Source organism: Paraburkholderia nemoris, assembly GCF_905221015.1.
GTDB classification, from domain to species: domain Bacteria; phylum Pseudomonadota; class Gammaproteobacteria; order Burkholderiales; family Burkholderiaceae; genus Paraburkholderia; species Paraburkholderia nemoris.
Genome location: NZ_CAJNBO010000010.1, coordinates 127,071 through 146,967, shown reverse-complemented (window position 1 = coordinate 146,967; position 19,897 = coordinate 127,071). Strand labels below are relative to the sequence as shown.

Genomic DNA, 19,897 nt, shown 5'->3' with positions numbered 1-19,897 from the left:
GCTGCTACGGTGGGCGCGCTTCCGTTCCTACGTAATGCTTAGAACTGCAACGTAGCGCTCGCCACGGCAGTCCGTGTCGGCGACGGCGCCACGTAGTAGCCCCATGCCGTGGTCCAGTAGCGGCGGTTGAACAGATTGTTGATCCCCGCACGGAACGTCACATCCTTGCCGGCGATTTTCGTCTCGTAGCGGCCACTCAAATCGTACGTGACATAAGCCGGCACGAACTGCGTGTTGGCCGCGTCGACCGCCTGGTTGCCGACGTACTTGCCGCCGAACGCCAGCGTCAGCGGACGCAGATACGACGGGTTGTATTCGATCCGGCCGGTCACGGTGAATCTCGGCGCGCCATACACGCGCTTGCCTTCGACGCTGGCGTCGTCCACATCGACCGCCTTCGTGTCGAGCCACATCACGCCGCCCATCACGCGCCATTCGCTCGTCAGCGCAAGCCAGCCGCTTGCATCGACGCCGGTATAGCGCTTCGTGCCGTCCTGCACGAAGATGTTGGCCGAGTTCGTATAGTTGTAGCCCTGATCGACACGGAACAGCGCAAGATTGGCACCCCACTTGCTGTGGTCCGTCTTGAAGCCGACTTCGTACTGCTTGCTCTTCAGCGGGCCGAACGTATCCGGGTAATTGAGGTTGGTGTTCGATGCCGCGCCGCCCTGTTCCAACGATTCGACATAGCTCGCGTACACCGTCGAATACGGATCGGTCTTGAACATCAGCGCAAAGGTCGGCGTGACCGGATCCGCGCTGTATTGCGACGATACGGCGCCGCTCGTGCCGTACACATGCTCGCGGTATTGCGTGTAACGTACGCCGACCAGAGCGGACAAACGCGACGTGAGTTGCACCGTATCGCTCGCGTACACGGCAGCCTGCGTGGTGCGCTGCTGACGATAGAGGTCCGAGCCGATACTGACTTCGTCGTTGGTCAAGAGCGTGCTGTTGTACAGATTGCCGTTGCCGAGGAAGTAGCCGCTATTCCAGCCTTCGCTGTTGCTGTACTCGCTGGTTTGCGTCTGGAAACCCGCACCGACCACGACGTCGTGCTTGATGCTGCCGGTGTTGAATTTGCCCTGCACCATCGCGTCGACGTTCTGATAGAAGTAACGCGTCATCGCCGCATAAAGCGTGTTCGAGTAGTTGCCCGCGTTATCGGTGACATACAGGAAGCTGTCCGAATTGGTGCGGTTTTCCTTCGCGAAGCGGTACTTCACGCTCGCGTGCCAGTTCTCGGAGAGGCGGTAATCCAGGCCCGTGCCGAACGAGGCCATCTCGGTCTGGTAGTAATTCTGCGGTTGCGTCAGCGCGTGGGTGACGGTGCTTGCGTCGGGAATGCTGAGTCCGCTGCCGAACATCAGGCCGAATAGCGTGCCGTTGGTTTTGCGCTTCTGATAGAAGGCGTCGGCGGTAAAGGTCAGGTCCGGCGTAATGCGGAAGTCGAACGCAAGCGAGGCTACCTGGCGGCGGATGTGGCCGTGGTCTTCAGCGGTGTTGCCATCTTCGTTGACGAGGTTCAGGCGATAGCCGAAACGGTTGTCATTGCCAAAGCGGCCACCCAGATCGACCGCTTCGCTGAACACGCCAGCCGACTTGTAGCCGATCGAGATGCTGCGGTAGGGATCGTCGGTCGGGCGCTTGAGCACATAGTTGACGATGCCGCCCGGCGAACCGAAGCCATACATGAAGCCGGACAGACCCTTGAGCAATTCGACCTGCTCGAACGGTTCGAGCGAGAGATCGGTGTCCCACGAGGGGAAGGTCTGGCCATCCACCTTGATGCTGTTCAGCGTGTCGATCGGCATGCCGCGCACGGTGAACATGGAGTTTTCGCTGATCCCGTTTTCGCTGATGGTCGCGACCGCCGGGTCGTACTTGAACAGATCGTTGGCGGTTGCCGCCATCAGGTCCTGCGCTTCGTCGCTCGTCACTATGCGCGTCGAAAACGGCGTATCCACCTGTTTGCGCGAGCCCAGCGCGCCGGCGCTGATGGTATCGGCCTGCGCCACGGTCGTGTCTTTCGTGGCCGACACACTCACGGCGGGCAGGGTGGCGGCCGTGTCGCTTGCCGCGACCTGCGCCCATCCCGAGGATGACAGCGTAGACAACGATAAGCCGACGCTGACGAGGAGCCCTGCGCTGAGTAAGGACGGAGTACGGCGGTGGCCGCGCAAAAAAGTTGGGCGCGCTGGGCGTCCCGCGACAAATGAATTCTGCATGTTGTTTGAATTAGGCAGCACGACGCCGCGCACCAAAAATGTGCGAAATGACGCCGATCGAGCGAATGGTAATTAAGCGGACAGTCCAACCTACAAATCTTACGAATGTTAATGCATCTGATTCGCATTCACAATCGTTAATTTCAAACGGCAAGTCATCTATAAGACACTTGTCTTAAGACATAGGGCAATCGGCTCAAAGCCTTATCTGGCGGGGCCTCACCCTGTGCGGGGTGTGACGGCGGCATGTTTGTTTAGCAGCGAGTACTGGAAAACACGCATATACTCACGTCCGTGCCGTAAAAAGTAGTGCCGTGGGTCGCGCTGCGTTCTTGCTGCTTTGTCGCCATCGCGCGACTCAGCGCCACCAACGCTCTGTCTAACACTTCACCTAGCAAAGCATCAAACATGTCCACATCGCCGAAGATCATCTACACCCTGACCGACGAAGCGCCTGCTCTGGCGACTTATTCGCTGCTGCCGATCGTCAAGGCGTTCACGCGCTCGTCCGACGTGATCGTTGAAACGCGCGATATCTCGCTCGCCGGCCGGATCATCGCTGCATTTCCGGACTACCTGACCGCGGAACAGAAGGGTTCCGACGATCTGGCGGAACTGGGTGGACTCACCACGCGTCCGGAAGCGAACATCGTCAAGCTGCCGAACATCAGCGCATCGGTGCCGCAACTGAAGGCCGCGATTACCGAGCTGCGCGATCAGGGCTTCAAGCTGCCGCCGTATCCGGACGTGGCGAATACCGACACTGAAAAAGACGTCAAGGCGCGTTACGACAAGATCAAGGGCAGCGCGGTGAACCCGGTGCTGCGCGAAGGCAATTCGGATCGCCGCGCGCCGTTGTCGGTGAAGAACTACGCACGCAAGCACCCGCACAAGATGGGCGCGTGGAGCGCGGACTCGAAGTCGCATGTGGCGCACATGAGCGGCGGCGATTTCTACGGCAGCGAAAAATCGGCGCTGATTGCAGCAGCCGGCGCTGTGAAGATCGAACTGATCGGCGCCGACGGTTCGGCGAAGGTCCTGAAAGAAAAGACGGCCGTGCAAGCGGGCGAGATCATCGACGCTTCGGTGCTCTCCAAGAACGCGCTGCGCAGCTTCATCGAAGCGGAAATCTCCGATGCGAAGGCGAAGGGCGTGCTGTTCTCGGTGCACCTGAAGGCCACCATGATGAAGGTGTCGGATCCGATCATCTTCGGTCACGTGGTCTCGGTGTTCTACCAGGACGTGCTGACCAAGCATGCCGACGCGCTGGCGCAAGCCGGCTTCAACCCGAACAACGGTATCGGCGACCTGTACGCGCGCCTGAAGGATCTGCCGACCGAAACGCGCGAAGCGATTGAAGCCGACATCAAGGCTCAATACGCGCAACGCCCGCAACTGGCGATGGTCAACTCGGACAAGGGCATCACCAGCCTGCACGTGCCGAGCGACGTGATCGTCGACGCTTCCATGCCGGCCATGATTCGCGAGTCGGGCAAGATGTGGGGCGCGGACGGCGCACTGCACGACGCCAAGGCGGTGATTCCGGACCGTTGCTACGCCGGCGTCTACCAGGCCGTGATCGAAGACTGCAAGAAGAACGGCGCATTCGACCCGGTCACCATGGGCACGGTGCCGAACGTCGGCCTGATGGCGCAAGCCGCTGAAGAATACGGTTCACACGACAAGACGTTCCAGATTCCGGCGAACGGCGTGGTTCGCGTGACCGACGCAGCCGGTACGGTGCTGATCGAGCAGGCAGTTGAAGCCGGCGACATCTGGCGCATGTGCCAGACCAAAGATGCGCCGGTCCAGGATTGGGTCAAGCTCGCGGTGAACCGCGCACGCGCCACCAACACGCCGGCTATTTTCTGGCTGGACGCGGCACGTGCGCACGACGCCCAGATCATCAAGAAGGTCGAGCAATACCTGAAGGACCACGACACCAGCGGTCTGGATATCCGCGTCATGACGCCGGTTGAAGCGACGAAGTTCTCGATCGAACGCATCCGCGCCGGCAAGGACACGATCTCGGTCACCGGCAACGTGCTGCGCGACTACCTGACCGACCTGTTCCCGATCATGGAACTGGGCACCAGCGCGAAGATGCTCTCGATTGTTCCGCTGATGGCAGGTGGCGGCATGTTCGAAACGGGCGCGGGCGGTTCGGCGCCGAAGCACGTTCAGCAACTGGTCGAAGAAGGTTTCCTGCGTTGGGATTCGCTCGGCGAATTCCTGGCGTTGGCGGCTTCGCTCGAACACCTGAGCGGCGCGTATCACAACCCGAAGGCGCAGGTTCTGGCTAAGACGCTGGATCAGGCAACGGGCAAGTTCCTCGACAACGACAAGTCGCCGGCGCGCAAGATTGGCGGTATCGACAACCGCGGCAGCCACTTCTACCTGGCGATGTACTGGGCGGAAGCGCTGGCCGCGCAAACTGAAGACGCTGCCTTGCAGGCGCAGTTCGCCGGCGTGGCGAAGGCGATGGCCGAGAACGAAGCGAAGATCATCGAAGAGTTGGGTGCAGCGCAAGGCAAGCCGGTGGATATCGGCGGTTACTACCGTCCGAATGTCGAACTGACGAGCAAGGCCATGCGCCCGAGCGCCACGCTGAACAAGATCGTGGACGCGGTTGCCTGATGGTCGGAACGAAGTGCCGAATGAGGTACTGAAGCTGTTCCTCAACGTACCGAAGCAGGCACTGAAGTAAGCAGCAAACAAGACGATGGCGCTCCCGAGGAGCGCCATCGTCGTTTCTACACGTACGTGGGTGGCGGTCATGCCTGTCCTCACACGTGAACGATTTCCCAATCGCTGAGTTTTTCTGGAATGTCGAGCGTGGACGTGTCGATTTCGGTCAACTGCGGGCAGGTCAGGCCGCGTGCGACTTCATCGGCTGCCTGTTGCGGGCTGGAAAATTCACCGAGCGTCTCGTTGCCGTAGGTTGCCTCCCAACCGCCCTGGCCCGGCAAAATGTAGAACGCTCCCTCGGTCGATCCAAAGCGAAAGCCTTTCATTTTTAGTCTCCCAATTGCCATTTAAAAACCGCTGTGCCGCGGCGGCTTCATGCGTGGAGCGGGGGACATACTGCGACTGCGTTTTCGTCCCGTCTATTTCGCTGCACCACATGAAGCGCCGGCTCTTGTAAAAGAGTCTACGTCAGCGGGTCTCGGCGCAAGGGGCTGTTAGACAGTTCATTCGATCAAAAAATATCGTTTAAAAATAACGGCTTGCCATCTCAATTTTACGATGTGCAACGTGGGGCGGCATTGCGAAATGGCGAATTTGTGCCACGCACCACGATTTTTTACGAAGCAAGGCTTCATTCCACATCGTGAAATTTTGGCGGGTTGGCCAAATAGTGGGGCAGGGTGCATTCGGGGCGGAGCGCGGCTTCGCCCGTGATCGTTCTGTTCAGGAAAGAACCTGGCCTAGAAACGCCAGCAGCACGCGGTTGAACTCATCCGGCCGTTGCAGCGGGGCGAAATGGCTCACGCCAGGCAAAAGAATCAACTTCGCGCCGGGAATGGTGCGGGCGAGATAGTCGGCGTGTTCGGGCTTGATGAATTCGTCGTGCTCGCTCTGGACGATCGCAACCGGCACTCGGATCGCGGCCAGATCGCGCGCGGAGTAGTTGGGCTGGGTTCTCATCATTTCGCTGACCGCGCCGACAAATGCGTCGAAGTCGTCCGGCGTGGCCGAGAGTTGCGCGTAGTCTTTGGCATGCCGTCCGAAGCAGCGATCGATGATCGGCGTCGGCACGAATTCCTTCGTCCCGCTCGGGTCCATGTTGCAGCCGAAGAAAAACACGCCTGCAACCCGCTCCGGGACCTGGCGGCCCAGCACCAGGGCGACGCAGGCGCCGTCGCTCCAACCGGCTAGCGCGGCCTGGTCGAGCTGCAGCGTGTCCATCACGGCCAGAACGTCGGAGGCCATCAGTTCATACATATAGGGACGCGCGTCGCGGGTGCTGCGGCCGTGGCCGCGGCTATCGATAACTATCACGCGATGCCCCGTGCCGACCAGCGCCGGAACCTGATAGCCCCAGTTGCCGCTGTGCCCCAGACCGCCATGCAGCAGGATCACCGGTTTGCCGGTTCCATATGACGCGTACCAGATTCGCGCGCCTTCGTGCTCGACGTAGCCGTGATCGTTCGGGGCAGGCAGCGGGGCTGCGCCGTGGGCTTCGAAATGGGTGAGATCGTCGTCGTGGGATTGCATGAACGGTGCCTTCCTGGTGAACTCAGTAATACAAGGATCCACCAGGTTGCCAGCGCCGCCACCGGAAAATCAACAAAGTTACGAATTTTCGCGCCGGGAGGGTGGGTGAGCGGCGTCTTTCGGCAGCGGAGCCTCCTGCTCACTGATGCGTCTGACCGAACCCGTGTTGCGCTGACGCATTCGCATTGCCGCCGCCGGTTATGGACGCCGCGACTTTTCTCCCAGGCGCCGGAAACACCACCAGCATCAACAAGACCCCGGCCAGCAGCACCACCGCCAGGCCAATCAACCCAAATTGCGCACTGCCGGTCTGCGTCTTGACCCAGCCGACAAACGCCGGACTCACGAACCCACCCGTGCCGCCGAGACTCGTGATCATCGCGATGCCCCCCGCAGCCGACGAGCGCGGCAGGAAGGTCTGCGGAATCGTCCAGAACACGACAAACGAGCCGTACGACGCAGCCGCCGCCAGCGCCAGCAAGCCAACACCGAACGCGACGTTATGGCCGGCGGCAGGCAGCAACGCGAACGCCAGCGCGGTCACGCAGGCGCTTGCCGCGACGTGCCAGCGCCGTTCCATGGTCCGGTCGGAACTGGCACCCACCACATAGGTGCCGAGCGCAGCCGCGATGAAAACAAGCGCCGACAACAGTCCGACATCCAGCACGTTGGCGACGCCCATGTCGCGGATGATGGTCGGCGCCCAGAAGCCGATCGCGTTGAACGGCATCATCACCGCGAAATAGACGAGTGCCGCGAAGTACACGCGTGGATTCGCGAGCGCGCCGCGCAGTCCATCGAGATGACCGGTTTGCTTGGTCTTTTCGTCGTCGGCGAGTTCATGCGACACCAGCGCTTTCTCGCGCGCGTCGAGCCAGCTCACGTCTTCCGGCTTATCGCCGAGCATGAGGAACGCAACGATGCCGAGCGTCACGGCCGGCACGCCTTCTAGAAGAAACAGCCACTGCCAGCCCGGCAAGCCGCCGACGCCCGCAAGCCGCGTCATGATGAACCCGGACATCGGCCCGCCGATGATCCCCGCCACCGCGGTCGCCATCATCAGAAATGCGGTCACGCGTGCGCGCCGCGCGCCGGGAAACCAGCAGCTCAGATAGAAGATGATGCCGGGGAAGAAGCCCGCTTCGGTCACGCCGAGCAGGAAGCGCATCGCGTAGAACTGCGTCGGCGTGCGCACGAACATCATCAGACTCGACACGAGCCCCCATGCGAACATGATGCGCAACAACGTGCGGCGTGCGCCCACGCGCTGCATCCATAGATTGCTCGGGACTTCGAACAACACGTAGCCGATAAAGAAAAGCCCCGCGCCCAAGCCGTAAGTCGACTCCGAGAAGCCGAGGTCGTGCATGAACTGCAGCTTGGCGAAGCTGATGTTGACGCGGTCGATGTAGCTGATCACGTAGCAGAGAAACAGCAACGGAATCAGCCGGAAAAAGATCTTGCGGTAAGTGCGTTCGACTTCGACGGGCGTGAGGTTGTCCGTGGTCGATGTGCCTGAATGCGAATAGCCGTGCATGATGGTCTCGCGAAGAATGCCAACTGCGGTGGGTGTCGCTGCGCGTGGTGCATAGCACTGTATTTAGCGCGGCAGATCAGCGACGCCCGGTCTCAAAGCGGCCTGGCACCGCGTCACTATCCGTCCACGACATCTCGAGCGCAATGCTCGCTTTCGTGCATGGCGTTGGCGGCGTTGACGGAGCCGGCTGCATGGGCGGCGCGCGGCAGGCAGCGCGCCAGCGCGTCGCCGGCTCGCACGCCCTTGCCAGCGGGCAGCACGAAAAGCGGATTGATATCCAGTTCCTTGAGGCTCGCCTGCTGGTCGAGCGCCATGGTGGAAAGCGCGACGATCGTCTCGACGAGGGCTTCGATATCACCAGGCGGTTTGCCGCGCGCACCGTCGAGCATTGCGAAGGCGCGCAGTTCGCGGATCATCGCGTGGGCGTCGGCGTGAGTGACTGGGGCCAGCCGGAACGTCACGTCCTTCAGCACCTCGGCGTAGATTCCGCCTAGACCGCACATCACAGCCGGTCCGAACGTCGCATCGTTCTCGATGCCGACGATCATCTCGATCGCATCGCGGATCTCTTCCTGCACCAGCACGCCTTCGATTCGCGCGTGAGGCACATGGCGGCGCGCATTCGCGACGATTTCGTCGAAGGCATCGGCAAGCGCCGCTTCATCGCGGATGCCGATTCGCACTGCGCCGGCTTCCGTCTTGTGCGGAATGTCGGGAGATTGCACTTTGATGACGAGCGGAAATCCGATCGACCGCGCGATGGCGCGGGCTTCGTCGCTGTTGTGCGCGAGCGCGCTCCTGGGCGTTTCGATGCCGTAATCGCGCAGCAACGATTGCGAGGCATGTTCGGTCAGATCGCCCTGACTGACAGCCAGCAACGCGCGAGCTTGCTTGGCGTCGTATTGCGGACGTGCCAGCGGTTTTGCACTACGCACTGCTGCACGTGCGCGCTGCGCCTGCGCATAGTCCGACAACGCCGCGAATGCGCGTCCGCAACGCACGGGTGTTGCATACAGCGGCACGCCATGCGTTTCGATCATGTCGTATGCGCCGACGGCCATGTCGCGGCGGGCGTTCCAGGCGAGCATCATCGGCTTGGTCGTGGCGTCGTAGACACGCACGATTGCCTCCGCCATCACGCGCGCGACTTCTCCACTCGCGGCGGCTGCCATGATCGCGATCGCGTCGATATTCGGATCGTCGGCAATGATCTGCAGCGCGTCGGCAAAAATCTTCGGCTCGGCGAGGATGCCCGCGGTGAGATCGATCGGATTGTTCAGCGAAGCGAACGCGGGCACGATCGGTTTGAGCCGTTCGAGCGTATCGGCCGACAACGACGGCACGGACATGCCACGTTCAGCACAGGCATCGGTGATCAGAATGCCGGCGCCGCCCGAGAGCGTAACGACCGCGATCCGGTTGCCGCGCGGCAGGCGTTTGGCTTCGAACGCCTTGGCGTAGTCGCCGAGGTCCGCGACATCGGTGACTTCGATCACGCCGGTCTGACGGAAAGCCGTGCGATAGAGCGCGGATGCGCCGCCCAGATTCGCCGTGTGCGACGCGGCTGCTTTGGCGCCGTCGGCGGTGTTGCCGACCTTCCACGCGAGCAGCGGTTTGCCGGCGTCGAGCGCACGGTTGGCCACGTCGACAAGCCGCCGTGCATCCTTCAAGCCTTCGATATACGCGGCAATCAACGACGTTTGCGGATCCGAGATACAGGCATCGACGAGGTCGAGCAGGCTGACGTCGGCCTCGTTGCCGGTGGTGATGAAATGGCGCAAGCCGATGCCGAGTTCGTCGGCCATCAGCAGCAGCGCGCAGCCGAAGCCGCCGCTTTGCGAAATCAACGACAGGCCGCCGCGCCGGTAATCGACGCCGAACGGTGCGCCGAATCCGGCGTAGACGCCGGCGCCCGTGCTGACGAATCCCTGGCAGTTCGGGCCGATCACGCGGATGCCGAACGTCTTCGCGACTTCCGCGCATTCGCGCTGCAACGCGGCGCCGGCTTCGCCCGCTTCCGCGAATCCGGAGCTGTAGACGATCGCGAAGCCGATACCTTTTTCGCCGCACTGGCGCAGCATGTCGGGAACACGGCGCGCCGCGACGAGGATCAACGCGAGATCGGGTGTGGCGGGTAACGCGGCGATGCTGCCATGGCACGCCACGCCGGCAATCTCGGCGTACTTCGGATTCACCGGATACAGCGCGCCCTGATACCCGTGCTGCATGAGAAAGCGCATCGGTTGGCCGCTGATCGACTTCGGATCGTTCGAGGCGCCGATGATTGCAATCGAGCGCGGCTCGACGAGCCGTTGAATGTCGAGCGTGTTTGTGGTGTGTGCGGTGGTGTTCATGGCGGCGCTCATGCGGCACGCGCAGCGTCGGTGTGAACGCTGTCCTTCTGTTTCGCCTGAGCCCGTTCAGCCGCGCGCCGCAGCGTGATCTTCGCGATGTTCAGCTGATGAATCTGCGTGGTGCCTTCATAGATGCGGAACGCGCGCACGTCGCGGTAGAAGCGCTCGACCGCATTTCCCGCGAGATAACCGCGCCCGCCGAGCATCTGGACCGCACGGTCCGCGACGCGTCCGCACATCTCCGAAGCGAACATCTTGCACATCGATGCTTCCAGCGCGACGTCTTCGCCTGCATCGCGTTTGCGGGCGGTTTCGAGAATCATCGAGCGCGCGGCGAAAATTTCAGTCTGGCATTCGGCGATCAGCGCCTGCACGAGCTGGAACTCAGCGACGGGTTTGCCGAACTGCTCGCGTTTCGATGTGTACGCAACGGCTTCGTCCAGCATCCGCATTGCCGGGCCGGTGCACAGCGCGGCCAGGTGGATGCGCTGCTTGTTCAATACCTTCATCGCGGTCCGGAAGCCTTGACCTTCGACACCGCCGATCAGATTGGCTGCGGGCACCCGGCACGCATTGAACACCACGTCACCGACCGGTGAGCCCGCCTGGCCCATCTTGTCGTAAGGCGCGCTGGTGGAGAGACCCGGCATGCCGCGTTCGACAAGAAACGCGGAAATGCCGCCGGCGCCCGGCGTGGCCGGATCGGTGCGGGCCATCACCGTGAACAGGTCCGCGATCGGCGCGTTGGTGATGAAGCACTTGCTGCCGTCGAGAATGTAGTCATCGCCATCACGCCGCGCGGTGGTGCGCAACGCGGTGGCGTCCGAGCCGGCGTCCGCTTCGGTCAGCGCGAAAGCGCCGGTCAATTCGCCCGAAGCGAGACGCGGCAGATAGCGCTGCTTCTGCGCGTCGGTGCCATCGGCGACGAGCGCTTCCGACCCGATGCCGGTATTCGTGCCGACCCGCGCGCGAAATGCCACCGAGGCTTGCGAAAGCGCGAATGCGCCGCGCACGAGTTGCTCCGTCGACAGTCCTGCGCCGCCGAAGTCGCGCGGAATGCTCCAGCCGAAATAACCGAGTTCGCGCATGCGTTCGACGAGATCCGCCGGCACGGCATCCGCCTGCTCGATTTCGTTTTCGCGCGGAATCGCTTCTTCACGAACGAAACGCGCGACGTCGGCGAGCATCGAGTCGAAATGCGAGGGGTTGCTGATCATGCTTGTCTCCGTCATGTGAGTCGATTTATGACTGCACTATCGAAGATTTACAGGTCACCGGCGCGATTTGTTCGACTCTGCAGAACAGAGTTTGGATATGCTGAACAGGAGGCGCAAAATTGGCTATCTGAAGGGAGACGACCATGGCAGCCAACAACAAGCCTTCCGAAGCCGCGGCGCTGGCAAGCGACTATCTGGATTCGAAGGCGCGCTACGTGCCCGACGAATTCGACGGTGATCGGCAGTTCGCCACCACCTTGGCGCGCGGCCTCGACATCCTGCATTGCTTCACGCCGCGTGAATCGCAACTCGGCAATGCGGAACTGGCGGCGCGCACCGGCATGACCAAGGCCACCATTTCGCGCTTCACCTACACGTTGACGCGGCTCGGCTACCTGCGCGTCAATCGTATGAACAACAAGTTTCAGCTCGGCTCGGCCGTGCTGTCGTTGAGCTATCCGTTGCTCGCGAGCCTGAGTGTGCGGCAGATCGCGCGGCCTTCGATGAAGGACCTGGCCGATCAGATTCGCGGCTCGGTCTCACTCGGCATGCGCGACCGGCTCAATGTCGTGTACCTGGAAAGCAGCCGTAGCACGACGCCTTTGGGTTTGCCCGCGGATATCGGGCTTAGCTATCCGATCGTGCGAACCGCGATGGGCCGCGCACTGCTCGCCGCGCTGCCGGCCGAGCGGCGCGAGGCGCTCTGCAACGAGATCGCGGTGAAGTCGCCGAATGAATGGACTACGTTTCGCGAGCGCGTGATGAGCAGCATTGATTACTTCTACGAGCGGGGCTTCTGCGTCTCGTACGGAGACTTGCGACGCGAAGTCCACGCCGTCGCCGTGCCGATGAAACCTTCAGCCGATGGCGAGATTCTGGTGTTCAACTGCGGCGTGCCTTCTTATCTGCTGAAGGACAATCAGCTCGAAGGCGATATCGGACCGCGGCTGGTTTCGATGGTGCGGAGTATTGAAGGGGCGATGGGGATTTATTAGGCGAAGGCGCTCGTGCAGATTCGGCGCCACTAAAAACAAACCCGGCGCTCAGGCCGGGTTTGCTTGCAGAACCACTACCCCTCAACTCGAAACATACGCCACATAAGGCCCCGTGCCCCCACCCGTGGACGTCTTGCCCGAAATGCCGTAGTACACGTGCCGCCCGTAGAAAAACGGCATGCCGAAGTCGAACTGCCGCGACAGATAAATACCGAGGTTATTGAACGCGTTATTTCCTGACGCGTTCAGCGTCGTTCCGTTGGCGATATTGAAACCGAGTGAGACACTCGCCGGACTGGTTGCCACCAGCGTGGACGTTCGCCCCACCGTCGTCGTCGGGATGTAGTATCCGGACGCGCTATCAACCGGGATCGTCAGGTCGGGGAAGAACAACACCGTCGATCCGGAATCGAAGAACGTCTTCGTCAGCGTGGAGCCGCCGTAGATCGACGCGAAGTCGCCGTTCCCGTTCGTCCTGATCAGCGTGGCGCCGGTGCCTGACAACGCATTGTTGGTCTGCGTGTCGATCCCGAACACCAGCGTACCCTGAGCCGTCGTGCTGCCGCTGTCGGAAACCTGCGCCATCTCCAGAATCACACCGTTGCTGTCCTGCCCGAACAGTGTGACCGGATTGGTGATCTGTCCGCTTACGGGTACCGAGGTGGCCGTGCCGGCGTTGGTGTAGTAGAACGTCGAGACCGCTGCATTCGCACATGCCGTGCCGCAGTCATTCGGGCTCACGCCGATTCCGAGGATGCCGTTTGCGCCGATATCGGCCGTGGTGACCAGTGCGCGGCCAACCTGGCATTCGGTCGGCGCGGCCACGGTCAGGTCCGAATCGCCGATCACGTGGATCGGCAAGCTCGGGGCAATCTCACCCGAAAGCGCAACGTCCGCAAGATGGACGGAGCCCCATGCATAGCCGCTGCCGAACAATGCGCATTCGGCGAGCGGCAGACCGCTCGGCTGAGCGTTTTCGGCTGTCAGCGCGCTGAAGGTGGCGGCCGGAATCGCTGAGCGAACCAGACGTAGCCCGAACGATCCGGTATCGACGATCACGTTCGGAATCGTCGCGCAGTTGGTGCCTGCGCTAGATCCTGGGGCGCAGATCGTGACGCTGACCATGGGCTGATTGTGGATGCCCGTTCGGCTGACCGTCACGGCTATCGTATTGCCGGGACCGACCGCAGTAGGCACTGCCGACGCGTCCACCGCGAGGGCGTTGGACGAAGAACTCGTGCCGCTCGGCGTCGCCGGCGAACCGCCAGGTGCGTTTATCGATGTGTTGCTGTTGGTTCCGCTGTTGCTACCCCCGCTACCGCCCCCACCGCAGCCAGCCAGACTCAGGCCGAGCGCCGCGGCAATGATCCATGCGATTTTGCGCACTTTTATTCTCTCGATTGATTTTTAAAGACTTACTTGATGTCGTCAGCGCTAACGCCTTGCGGCAAGGCTTGCGGCAGGTAGGCTCGACCCACGAAGGCGCCCATATGGCCACCTGTTTCAACAACCAGAGCCGACTGACGCACGACCGCTGCGCCATAGCCACCGCCTTGCGCTGCGTGCGCATCGGTGAGTCCCTGCACGTAAGACGGGAAGTAAGTCGCGAGCAGCGTGTTGAGCGGCGGCATGGTCGGACCTTCCCAGCTCAACGCGAACACGGTATTGCCCGCCGCGATGTACTCGTTCACCACCGTGCCCGACGCAAGCGTGGTCTGACTCACGGTGTAAGTGGACGAAGCCGCATTGCCGCTGGCAGCAAAGCGGGCCACCGCGCTGCCGCCCAGGCTGGCTGCCCCTGCGCTGGTGCTGCTGGCGGTCACGGGGTAGGTCGGTGCGCCGCCTAACCCTGCATACGCCGGCGCGATCGTGGCGAACGAGGCCGCGGCCACCACGAGCATTCGAAATTGGCTGATTATCATTTTTTGGTTTTCGACGTTTTTCGGAAAATGCGCGCGAACGTTTCCTCGCGCCCGCGCGATGTAAATACTAGCGTGCTGTTCTTCGATTAAAACAGACGAATAGCGCGGCGATTCGGGTTCTGTTTGAAATTGAAAGGTAAGCTGCGGGAAACTGATAATGCGCGCCGCGGCGAACTGGCGCGTCTGGCCGCCCCTCGATCTCAAGCCTGTCCGGCCGCTGCAATCCTGCCGAGCTTGTCGATCAACACCGCAACGAAGGTTTCCGTGACCGGCGGCAGGGTCTTGCCACGCTTCTTGATAAGGGCGATAGGGCGCGTGAACGCGGGATCGTCGATGGGGCGCACGATCAGTTCAGGTTCCGCTCTGACCTCGCGGGCCGACGCCGGCAGGATGGTCACGCCGAGCCCCGCGCGCACCATCGCGACCGCGCTCATCATGTAGGTCGGCTCGCACGCAATCTCCGGCATGGCCTGCGCATCGGCAAACGCGCTGTCGACTACAGCTCGCACGCTCGTGCCTTGCGCCGTGAGCACGAGCGGAACACTGGCAAGGTCGGCCAGCGTGATGCGTTTGCGGCGCGCCAGCGCATGGCGCTTCGGAAACACCGCCACCAGTCGGTCGATGCCCGCATGCAGCACCTCGAAGCCGGCGTCGCCCAGTTCGCCGCCGGTCAAACCGATATCCACTTCCTCGTTGCGCACCAGCGTGTTGACCATGCTGGCGACCACGTCGCGCACATGAAAGCTCACGCGCGGAACGGTCTTCTTCAGGTCCTGCACGAGTTCCGGCAATACGCTCGCCGCGAACGTGGGCAAGCACGCGATCCGCACCGTGCCGCTCGATCCTTCGCCGAGCGCACGCGCGTCGATCAGCACGTGCTCCATGTCATGCAGGGACTTTTGCAAGAGCGGTAACAGTTCGCGGCCGGTCGGTGTGAGCGCGACGTTGCGGCTGTTGCGATCGAACAGGCGCAGGCCGACCGTCTCCTCGAGGCGCCGTATTTGCACCGTCAAGGCCGGTTGAGAGAGATGCAGGCGCGTGGCCGCGCGCGTGAAACTGCCGGTTTGCGCCACGGCGATAAACGCGCGAATGTCCCGAAGGTTCAGATCCATGATGGTTTGTAATAGCTGCGATCAATTCATTTCAATTGATTTATCGCCGCCTCGAACTTACGCTGGATCACAGTAAAAAACAACATCGGAGACAAGGACATGCTGCCACTGCTGGGGCTAGCCACCATCGTCGTGCTACTCGGCGCGATTCTGTCGAAACGGATGTCGCCCTTGGTGGCGCTCATCATCGTGCCGCTCGCTGCTTCGCTGATCGGCGGGTTCGGTTTTCAGACAAGCAAATTCGTGATCGACGGGCTCAAGAGTCTCGCGCCGGTTGTCGGCATGTTCGTGTTTGCGATTCTGTACTTCGGCACCATCACCGATGCCGGCACGCTCGATCCGATCATCGACCGCATTCTGCGCGCTGTCGGCACGCGGCCCACACGGATCGTGATGGGCACCACGTTGCTTGCGCTGCTGATTCACCTCGACGGGTCCGGTGCGGTGTGCTTTCTCGTCACGATTCCCGCGATGCTGCCGCTCTATGACCGTTTGAAGATGGACCGGCGCGTGCTGGCCGCGGCCGTTTCGATGGCCGCCGGCATCAATTTTCTGCCGTGGACGGGGCCGATGATTCGCGCGTCGGCTTCGCTGCATCTGCCGATTTCAGCGTTGTTTAATCCGCTGATTCCCGTGCAGCTGATCGGCCTGGTGTTTGTCTTCAGCATGGCGTTCTGGCTTGGGCGGCGCGAGGAAAGGCGGCTCGGCCTCACCGCCGCGAACGGCTCCGCGCCGATGCCAAAACGCGAGTTGACGCCCGAAGAGCAGGCCTTGCGCCGGCCGAAAAACTTCTGGTTCAACATCGTCCTGACGCTCGTCGTGCTCGGCACGATGGTGGTGATGGGCGAGAAGATTCCACCGGCCATCATGTTCATGGTCGGACTATGTATCGCGTTGATGGTGAACTATCCGAACGTCGACATGCAGCGTAAGCGGATCGACGCTCACGCGCGCGCCGCGTTGATGATGGCCGGCATTCTGCTGGCGGCCGGCGTGTTTACCGGCGTGATGCAGGGCAGCGGCATGCTGAAGGCAATGGCACAGGCGGCAGTCGGCTTCGTGCCGCCCGCCATGGCGGGCCACATCCCTGTCGCGCTCGGGTTGGTGTCGATGCCGTTGAGCATGCTGTTCGATCCGGATTCGTTTTACTTCGGCGTGCTGCCGGTAATTGCCGAAGTGGCCGGCCAACTCGGCGTGCCCGCCGTGCATGTCGGCCAGGCCGCGCTGCTCGGCCAGATGACCACCGGCTTTCCGGTCAGCCCGCTGACGCCGGCGACTTTCCTCGTGGTCGGCCTGTGCGGTATCGATCTCGCTGACCACCAGAAATTCACGTTCCCCCTGCTGTTCGGCGCGTCGATCGTCATGACGATCGCCTGCGTCGTGCTGGGGATATTCTCGTTGTGAGCTTGACTGTTTGACTGAATGGAAGCGACCAGCATGACAGCTAATCCACGTAGGCAGCCGGTCCGAATCGGCGCGGGCGCGGGGTATTCCGGCGACCGTATTGAACCCGCGGTCGAACTGGCGGAACACGGCGCGCTCGACTACCTCGTGTTCGAGTGCCTCGCCGAACGCACCATTGCGATCGCGCAGCAGGCGCGCAGCAAAGACCCGGAACTGGGCTACGACCCGTTGCTCGAAACGCGCATGGCGGCCGTGCTTCCCGCAGCGATTCGCAACGGCGTGCGGATCATTTCGAACATGGGCGCCGCCAATCCGCTTGCGGCGGCGCGAAAGACTGCCGAGGTCGCGCGCGCGCTCGGTCTCGGCGATGTGAAGATTGCCGCCGTCACCGGCGACGATGTACTCGACGTCGTGCGGCAGGGCAATTTCCGTTTCGAGGAGTCCGGGGAAAGTGTTGCTTCGTACCGTGATCGACTCGTATCCGCGAATGCCTACCTTGGCGCGGCGGCGATTGTCGAGGCGCTTGCGGCCGGCGCGCAAATTGTCCTGACTGGACGTGTCGCCGATCCGTCGTTGTTCGTCGCGCCATTGATCCACGAATTCGGCTGGCAGATGGACGACTGGCAGACCCTTGGCCAGGCGACCGTGACCGGCCATCTGCTCGAATGCGCGGGACAAATCACCGGCGGGTATTTTGCCGATCCAGGTTTCAAGGACGTGCCCAATCTCGCGAGGCTCGGCTTTCCCATCGCCGAAGTCGCGGCAGATGGCACGGTGGTCATCACCAAGCTCCCGCAGGCCGGTGGCCGGGTAAGCGAGGCAACCTGCAAAGAGCAACTGCTGTACGAGATTCACGATCCGCAGCGTTATCTGCAACCGGACGTGGTCGCCGATTTCACGCAGGTGCGTGTTGCGCAGGAAGCGCCGGATCGCATTCGTGTGAGCGGCGGGCGCGGCGCGCCGCGTACCGATACGTTGAAGGTGTCGGTCGCTTACTTCGACGGCTATATCGGCGAAGGGCAGATTTCGTACGGCGGTCCCGGCGCGCTGGCGCGTGCCCGGCTTGCACTCGATATCGTGCGGGAAAGGCTTGCCCTGACGGGCGTCGAAACGCGTGAATTACGCTTCGATCTGATCGGTGTGAACGCTCTGCATGGCGACACGTTGGCTGCAGGTCACGCCGAGCCTTATGAAGTGCGAGTACGGGTCGCGGGGCGCACTGAATCGCTGGCGCAAGCAGTGAAGATCGGCAACGAGGTAGAGACGCTTTACACGAACGGCCCGGCGGGCGGTGGCGGCGTGACCAAGTCAGCGCGCGAAGTCGTCGCGGTGCAATCGGTATTGTTGCCGCGCGAGCATGTCAAGCCGGCATTCTCGCTGGTGGAGGCGTGATATGAAACTACGTGAGCTTGCTCATTCGCGGACCGGCGACAAGGGCAATACGCTGAATATCTCCGTCATCTGTTATGACGCGAAACACTATGAGCATCTGCGGGCGGTGTTGACACCGGAGCGGGTCAAGGCGCATTTGAACGACGTTGTACGTGGCGAAGTCGTGCGCTACGAACTGCCTGGCATCGCCGCATTTAACTTCGTACTCGGCCATGCGCTTGGCGGAGGCGTGACGCGCTCGCTTGCGCTCGACGCGCACGGCAAATCGTTGAGTTCGGCGTTGATGGGGCTGGAGGTTGAGGATCCGGCTGCGGTCCCTTAGCCGGCTTCTTGTCCTGGTTAGCTGGTGCCGTCAGGCAGCCCGAAGCGTGAAGCGAAGAGAGAGCTCGCCGGTTATCCGGCTCAGCCGCTCGCCTTGCTCAACTCGTGCGCGCGCCGAAGTCTCTCGCGGCTATTGCTCAGATGCATGCGCATCGCGGCGCGCGCATCATCCGCGTCCTGGCGTTCGATGGCCCGGTAGATCATCTGATGCTCGCTGAGCACGTTGCGCAGGATCTCGATATGGTCGAGTTCCGCGATCTCGGCGGTGCCGAGCCGCGTTCGCGGGCTCACCGCGCGGCCGAGTTGACTGAGCACGTCGAAGAAGTAGCGGTTGCCGCTGGCGCGCGCGATCTGCAGATGAAATTCGATGTCGTGCGCCAACGTGTCGGTGCTTCCCCGTTCGAGTTCGGACTCGAAGCGCTCCAGTGCGGCGCGAATCTGCTTGAGATTCTGCTCGGTGCGTCGCGCTGCCGCGAGCGCGGCCGAGGCCGCTTCGACGTCGATGCGGAATTCGATGATCGCCATGACGTCCAGCATGCTGGAGAGGTCGGCGGCGGGCAGCTGCATGGACTGTTCCGTGGCCGGCTCCAGAACGAACGTGCCGATGCCGTGACGCGTCTCGACCACTTTGGCCGCCTGCAGGCGCGAGATGGCCTCGCGGACCACGGAGCGGCTCACCGAGAGCTGCTTCATCATCGCGACTTCAGTCGGGATACGGTCTCCGGGCCGCAGGCTGCCGCGGCGGATTTCATCGGAAAGGGTGGCCACCACCTTCTCAGTTAGGCTGCTCATCGCTGTTGCTTATTGACTAATCGGCTGGAAATTCACAGGTTGCGTGGGCGAGTGACGTCGCGCGTCGCCTCGACATAGCCATCATAGCGTCTGTCCGAAAGATGCCGATTTGAATCTCGTGCTCTCGATGCCGGCGGCAATGACTCGTTGACCGGACCTAGCCGGCACAGCCGTCAACCTTTTATCATGTCATCAGACGTCTTAATTCGATTCTACGATGTCAATGGTTGTGGTGGTGCTGCGGTGGCTGCACCCCGGCATACATAGCTTGAATGGCAGGGTAAACACCCCATTGGATTCGGTGATTGGAACGCGGTAGACTGTCGTCAGACAACGTATCACGCATTTTGAGACCGAATCACCCGGCCTGCTCGAATATGCCGGGGTGCGTTCGATCTGGCCGCC

At 62.0% G+C, this 19,897-nt stretch carries 15 protein-coding genes; 5 read left to right on the top strand and 10 right to left on the bottom strand.

Features of this window, described 5'->3' with window-relative positions; genetic code table 11:
* Positions 1 to 38: 38 nt before the first annotated feature.
* Positions 39 to 2,228, bottom strand: a complete 2,190-nt coding sequence (locus KHO33_RS17385) for a TonB-dependent siderophore receptor (RefSeq protein ID WP_200565349.1) — start codon at positions 2,226 to 2,228, stop codon at positions 39 to 41.
* Between the two features lie 408 nt (positions 2,229 to 2,636).
* Here KHO33_RS17385 and KHO33_RS17380 point away from each other — a divergent pair, with 408 nt between their 5' ends.
* Entirely contained in the window at positions 2,637 to 4,865 is a 2,229-nt protein-coding gene (locus tag KHO33_RS17380) for an NADP-dependent isocitrate dehydrogenase (RefSeq protein WP_200565348.1), read from the top strand.
* 149 nt (positions 4,866 to 5,014) lie between these two features.
* Here KHO33_RS17380 and KHO33_RS17375 read toward each other — a convergent pair whose 3' ends face one another.
* The 5 genes from KHO33_RS17375 to KHO33_RS17355 all read right to left on the bottom strand — a co-directional run bounded on the left by KHO33_RS17375 (position 5,015) and on the right by KHO33_RS17355 (position 11,554).
* On the bottom strand, positions 5,015 to 5,242 hold the full coding sequence (locus tag KHO33_RS17375) for a hypothetical protein (protein WP_054035519.1): 228 nt from the start codon (positions 5,240 to 5,242) through the stop codon (positions 5,015 to 5,017).
* 397 nt (positions 5,243 to 5,639) lie between these two features.
* The gene (locus KHO33_RS17370; protein WP_200565347.1) at positions 5,640 to 6,446 is read right to left on the bottom strand and encodes an alpha/beta fold hydrolase; all 807 of its coding nucleotides are present in this window, start codon (positions 6,444 to 6,446) and stop codon (positions 5,640 to 5,642) included.
* Positions 6,447 to 6,585: 139 nt separating this feature from the next.
* Entirely contained in the window at positions 6,586 to 7,983 is a 1,398-nt protein-coding gene (locus tag KHO33_RS17365) for an MFS transporter (protein WP_200565346.1), read from the bottom strand.
* Positions 7,984 to 8,099: 116 nt separating this feature from the next.
* Positions 8,100 to 10,337 carry an acetate--CoA ligase family protein gene (locus tag KHO33_RS17360; protein WP_234480581.1) on the bottom strand — a complete coding sequence of 746 codons (2,238 nt, stop codon included), beginning with the start codon at positions 10,335 to 10,337 and terminating at the stop codon, positions 8,100 to 8,102.
* A gap of 8 nt (positions 10,338 to 10,345) precedes the next feature.
* Positions 10,346 to 11,554 (bottom strand): acyl-CoA dehydrogenase family protein, encoded by a 1,209-nt coding sequence (locus tag KHO33_RS17355; RefSeq protein ID WP_200565344.1) that lies wholly within the window; start codon positions 11,552 to 11,554, stop codon positions 10,346 to 10,348.
* Positions 11,555 to 11,697: 143 nt separating this feature from the next.
* Here KHO33_RS17355 and KHO33_RS17350 point away from each other — a divergent pair, with 143 nt between their 5' ends.
* A complete protein-coding gene (locus KHO33_RS17350; protein ID WP_200565343.1) occupies positions 11,698 to 12,549 on the top strand; it encodes an IclR family transcriptional regulator in 852 nt (283 codons plus the stop codon).
* Between the two features lie 81 nt (positions 12,550 to 12,630).
* On the opposite strand, the gene KHO33_RS17345 is transcribed toward KHO33_RS17350, so the two are convergent.
* From KHO33_RS17345 to KHO33_RS17335, 3 genes are all read right to left on the bottom strand, one after another.
* Entirely contained in the window at positions 12,631 to 13,935 is a 1,305-nt protein-coding gene (locus KHO33_RS17345) for a DUF3443 family protein (RefSeq protein ID WP_054035513.1), read from the bottom strand.
* 29 nt (positions 13,936 to 13,964) lie between these two features.
* Positions 13,965 to 14,471, bottom strand: coding sequence for a DUF2844 domain-containing protein (locus tag KHO33_RS17340; protein WP_234476948.1), 507 nt, complete (start codon positions 14,469 to 14,471; stop codon positions 13,965 to 13,967).
* 200 nt (positions 14,472 to 14,671) lie between these two features.
* The gene (locus KHO33_RS17335; RefSeq protein ID WP_200565342.1) at positions 14,672 to 15,583 is read right to left on the bottom strand and encodes a LysR family transcriptional regulator; all 912 of its coding nucleotides are present in this window, start codon (positions 15,581 to 15,583) and stop codon (positions 14,672 to 14,674) included.
* Positions 15,584 to 15,682: 99 nt separating this feature from the next.
* On the opposite strand from KHO33_RS17335, the gene KHO33_RS17330 reads away from it, so the two are divergent.
* The 3 genes from KHO33_RS17330 to KHO33_RS17320 are packed head-to-tail and all read left to right on the top strand — an operon-like array spanning position 15,683 to position 18,701.
* Positions 15,683 to 16,987 (top strand): CitMHS family transporter, encoded by a 1,305-nt coding sequence (locus tag KHO33_RS17330; RefSeq protein ID WP_200565341.1) that lies wholly within the window; start codon positions 15,683 to 15,685, stop codon positions 16,985 to 16,987.
* Between the two features lie 33 nt (positions 16,988 to 17,020).
* Positions 17,021 to 18,379 carry an acyclic terpene utilization AtuA family protein gene (locus KHO33_RS17325; RefSeq protein WP_200565340.1) on the top strand — a complete coding sequence of 453 codons (1,359 nt, stop codon included), beginning with the start codon at positions 17,021 to 17,023 and terminating at the stop codon, positions 18,377 to 18,379.
* A 1-nt stretch (position 18,380) separates the two neighbouring features.
* Positions 18,381 to 18,701: an AtuA-related protein gene (locus tag KHO33_RS17320; RefSeq protein WP_200565339.1), complete on the top strand. Its 321-nt coding sequence runs from the start codon at positions 18,381 to 18,383 to the stop codon at positions 18,699 to 18,701.
* A gap of 80 nt (positions 18,702 to 18,781) precedes the next feature.
* On the opposite strand, the gene KHO33_RS17315 is transcribed toward KHO33_RS17320, so the two are convergent.
* Positions 18,782 to 19,492, bottom strand: coding sequence for a FadR/GntR family transcriptional regulator (locus tag KHO33_RS17315; RefSeq protein WP_054035508.1), 711 nt, complete (start codon positions 19,490 to 19,492; stop codon positions 18,782 to 18,784).
* Between the last annotated feature and the right edge of the window lie 405 nt (positions 19,493 to 19,897).

Coding starts and splice junctions, on each gene's coding strand:
- KHO33_RS17385 (WP_200565349.1), bottom strand. CDS start 2,228: ATGCAGAATTCATTTGTCGCGGGACGCCCAGCGCGCCCAACTTTTTTG.
- KHO33_RS17380 (WP_200565348.1), top strand. CDS start 2,637: ATGTCCACATCGCCGAAGATCATCTACACCCTGACCGACGAAGCGCCT.
- KHO33_RS17375 (WP_054035519.1), bottom strand. CDS start 5,242: ATGAAAGGCTTTCGCTTTGGATCGACCGAGGGAGCGTTCTACATTTTG.
- KHO33_RS17370 (WP_200565347.1), bottom strand. CDS start 6,446: ATGCAATCCCACGACGACGATCTCACCCATTTCGAAGCCCACGGCGCA.
- KHO33_RS17365 (WP_200565346.1), bottom strand. CDS start 7,983: ATGCACGGCTATTCGCATTCAGGCACATCGACCACGGACAACCTCACG.
- KHO33_RS17360 (WP_234480581.1), bottom strand. CDS start 10,337: ATGAACACCACCGCACACACCACAAACACGCTCGACATTCAACGGCTC.
- KHO33_RS17355 (WP_200565344.1), bottom strand. CDS start 11,554: ATGATCAGCAACCCCTCGCATTTCGACTCGATGCTCGCCGACGTCGCG.
- KHO33_RS17350 (WP_200565343.1), top strand. CDS start 11,698: ATGGCAGCCAACAACAAGCCTTCCGAAGCCGCGGCGCTGGCAAGCGAC.
- KHO33_RS17340 (WP_234476948.1), bottom strand. CDS start 14,471: ATGATAATCAGCCAATTTCGAATGCTCGTGGTGGCCGCGGCCTCGTTC.
- KHO33_RS17335 (WP_200565342.1), bottom strand. CDS start 15,583: ATGGATCTGAACCTTCGGGACATTCGCGCGTTTATCGCCGTGGCGCAA.
- KHO33_RS17330 (WP_200565341.1), top strand. CDS start 15,683: ATGCTGCCACTGCTGGGGCTAGCCACCATCGTCGTGCTACTCGGCGCG.
- KHO33_RS17325 (WP_200565340.1), top strand. CDS start 17,021: ATGACAGCTAATCCACGTAGGCAGCCGGTCCGAATCGGCGCGGGCGCG.
- KHO33_RS17320 (WP_200565339.1), top strand. CDS start 18,381: ATGAAACTACGTGAGCTTGCTCATTCGCGGACCGGCGACAAGGGCAAT.
- KHO33_RS17315 (WP_054035508.1), bottom strand. CDS start 19,492: ATGAGCAGCCTAACTGAGAAGGTGGTGGCCACCCTTTCCGATGAAATC.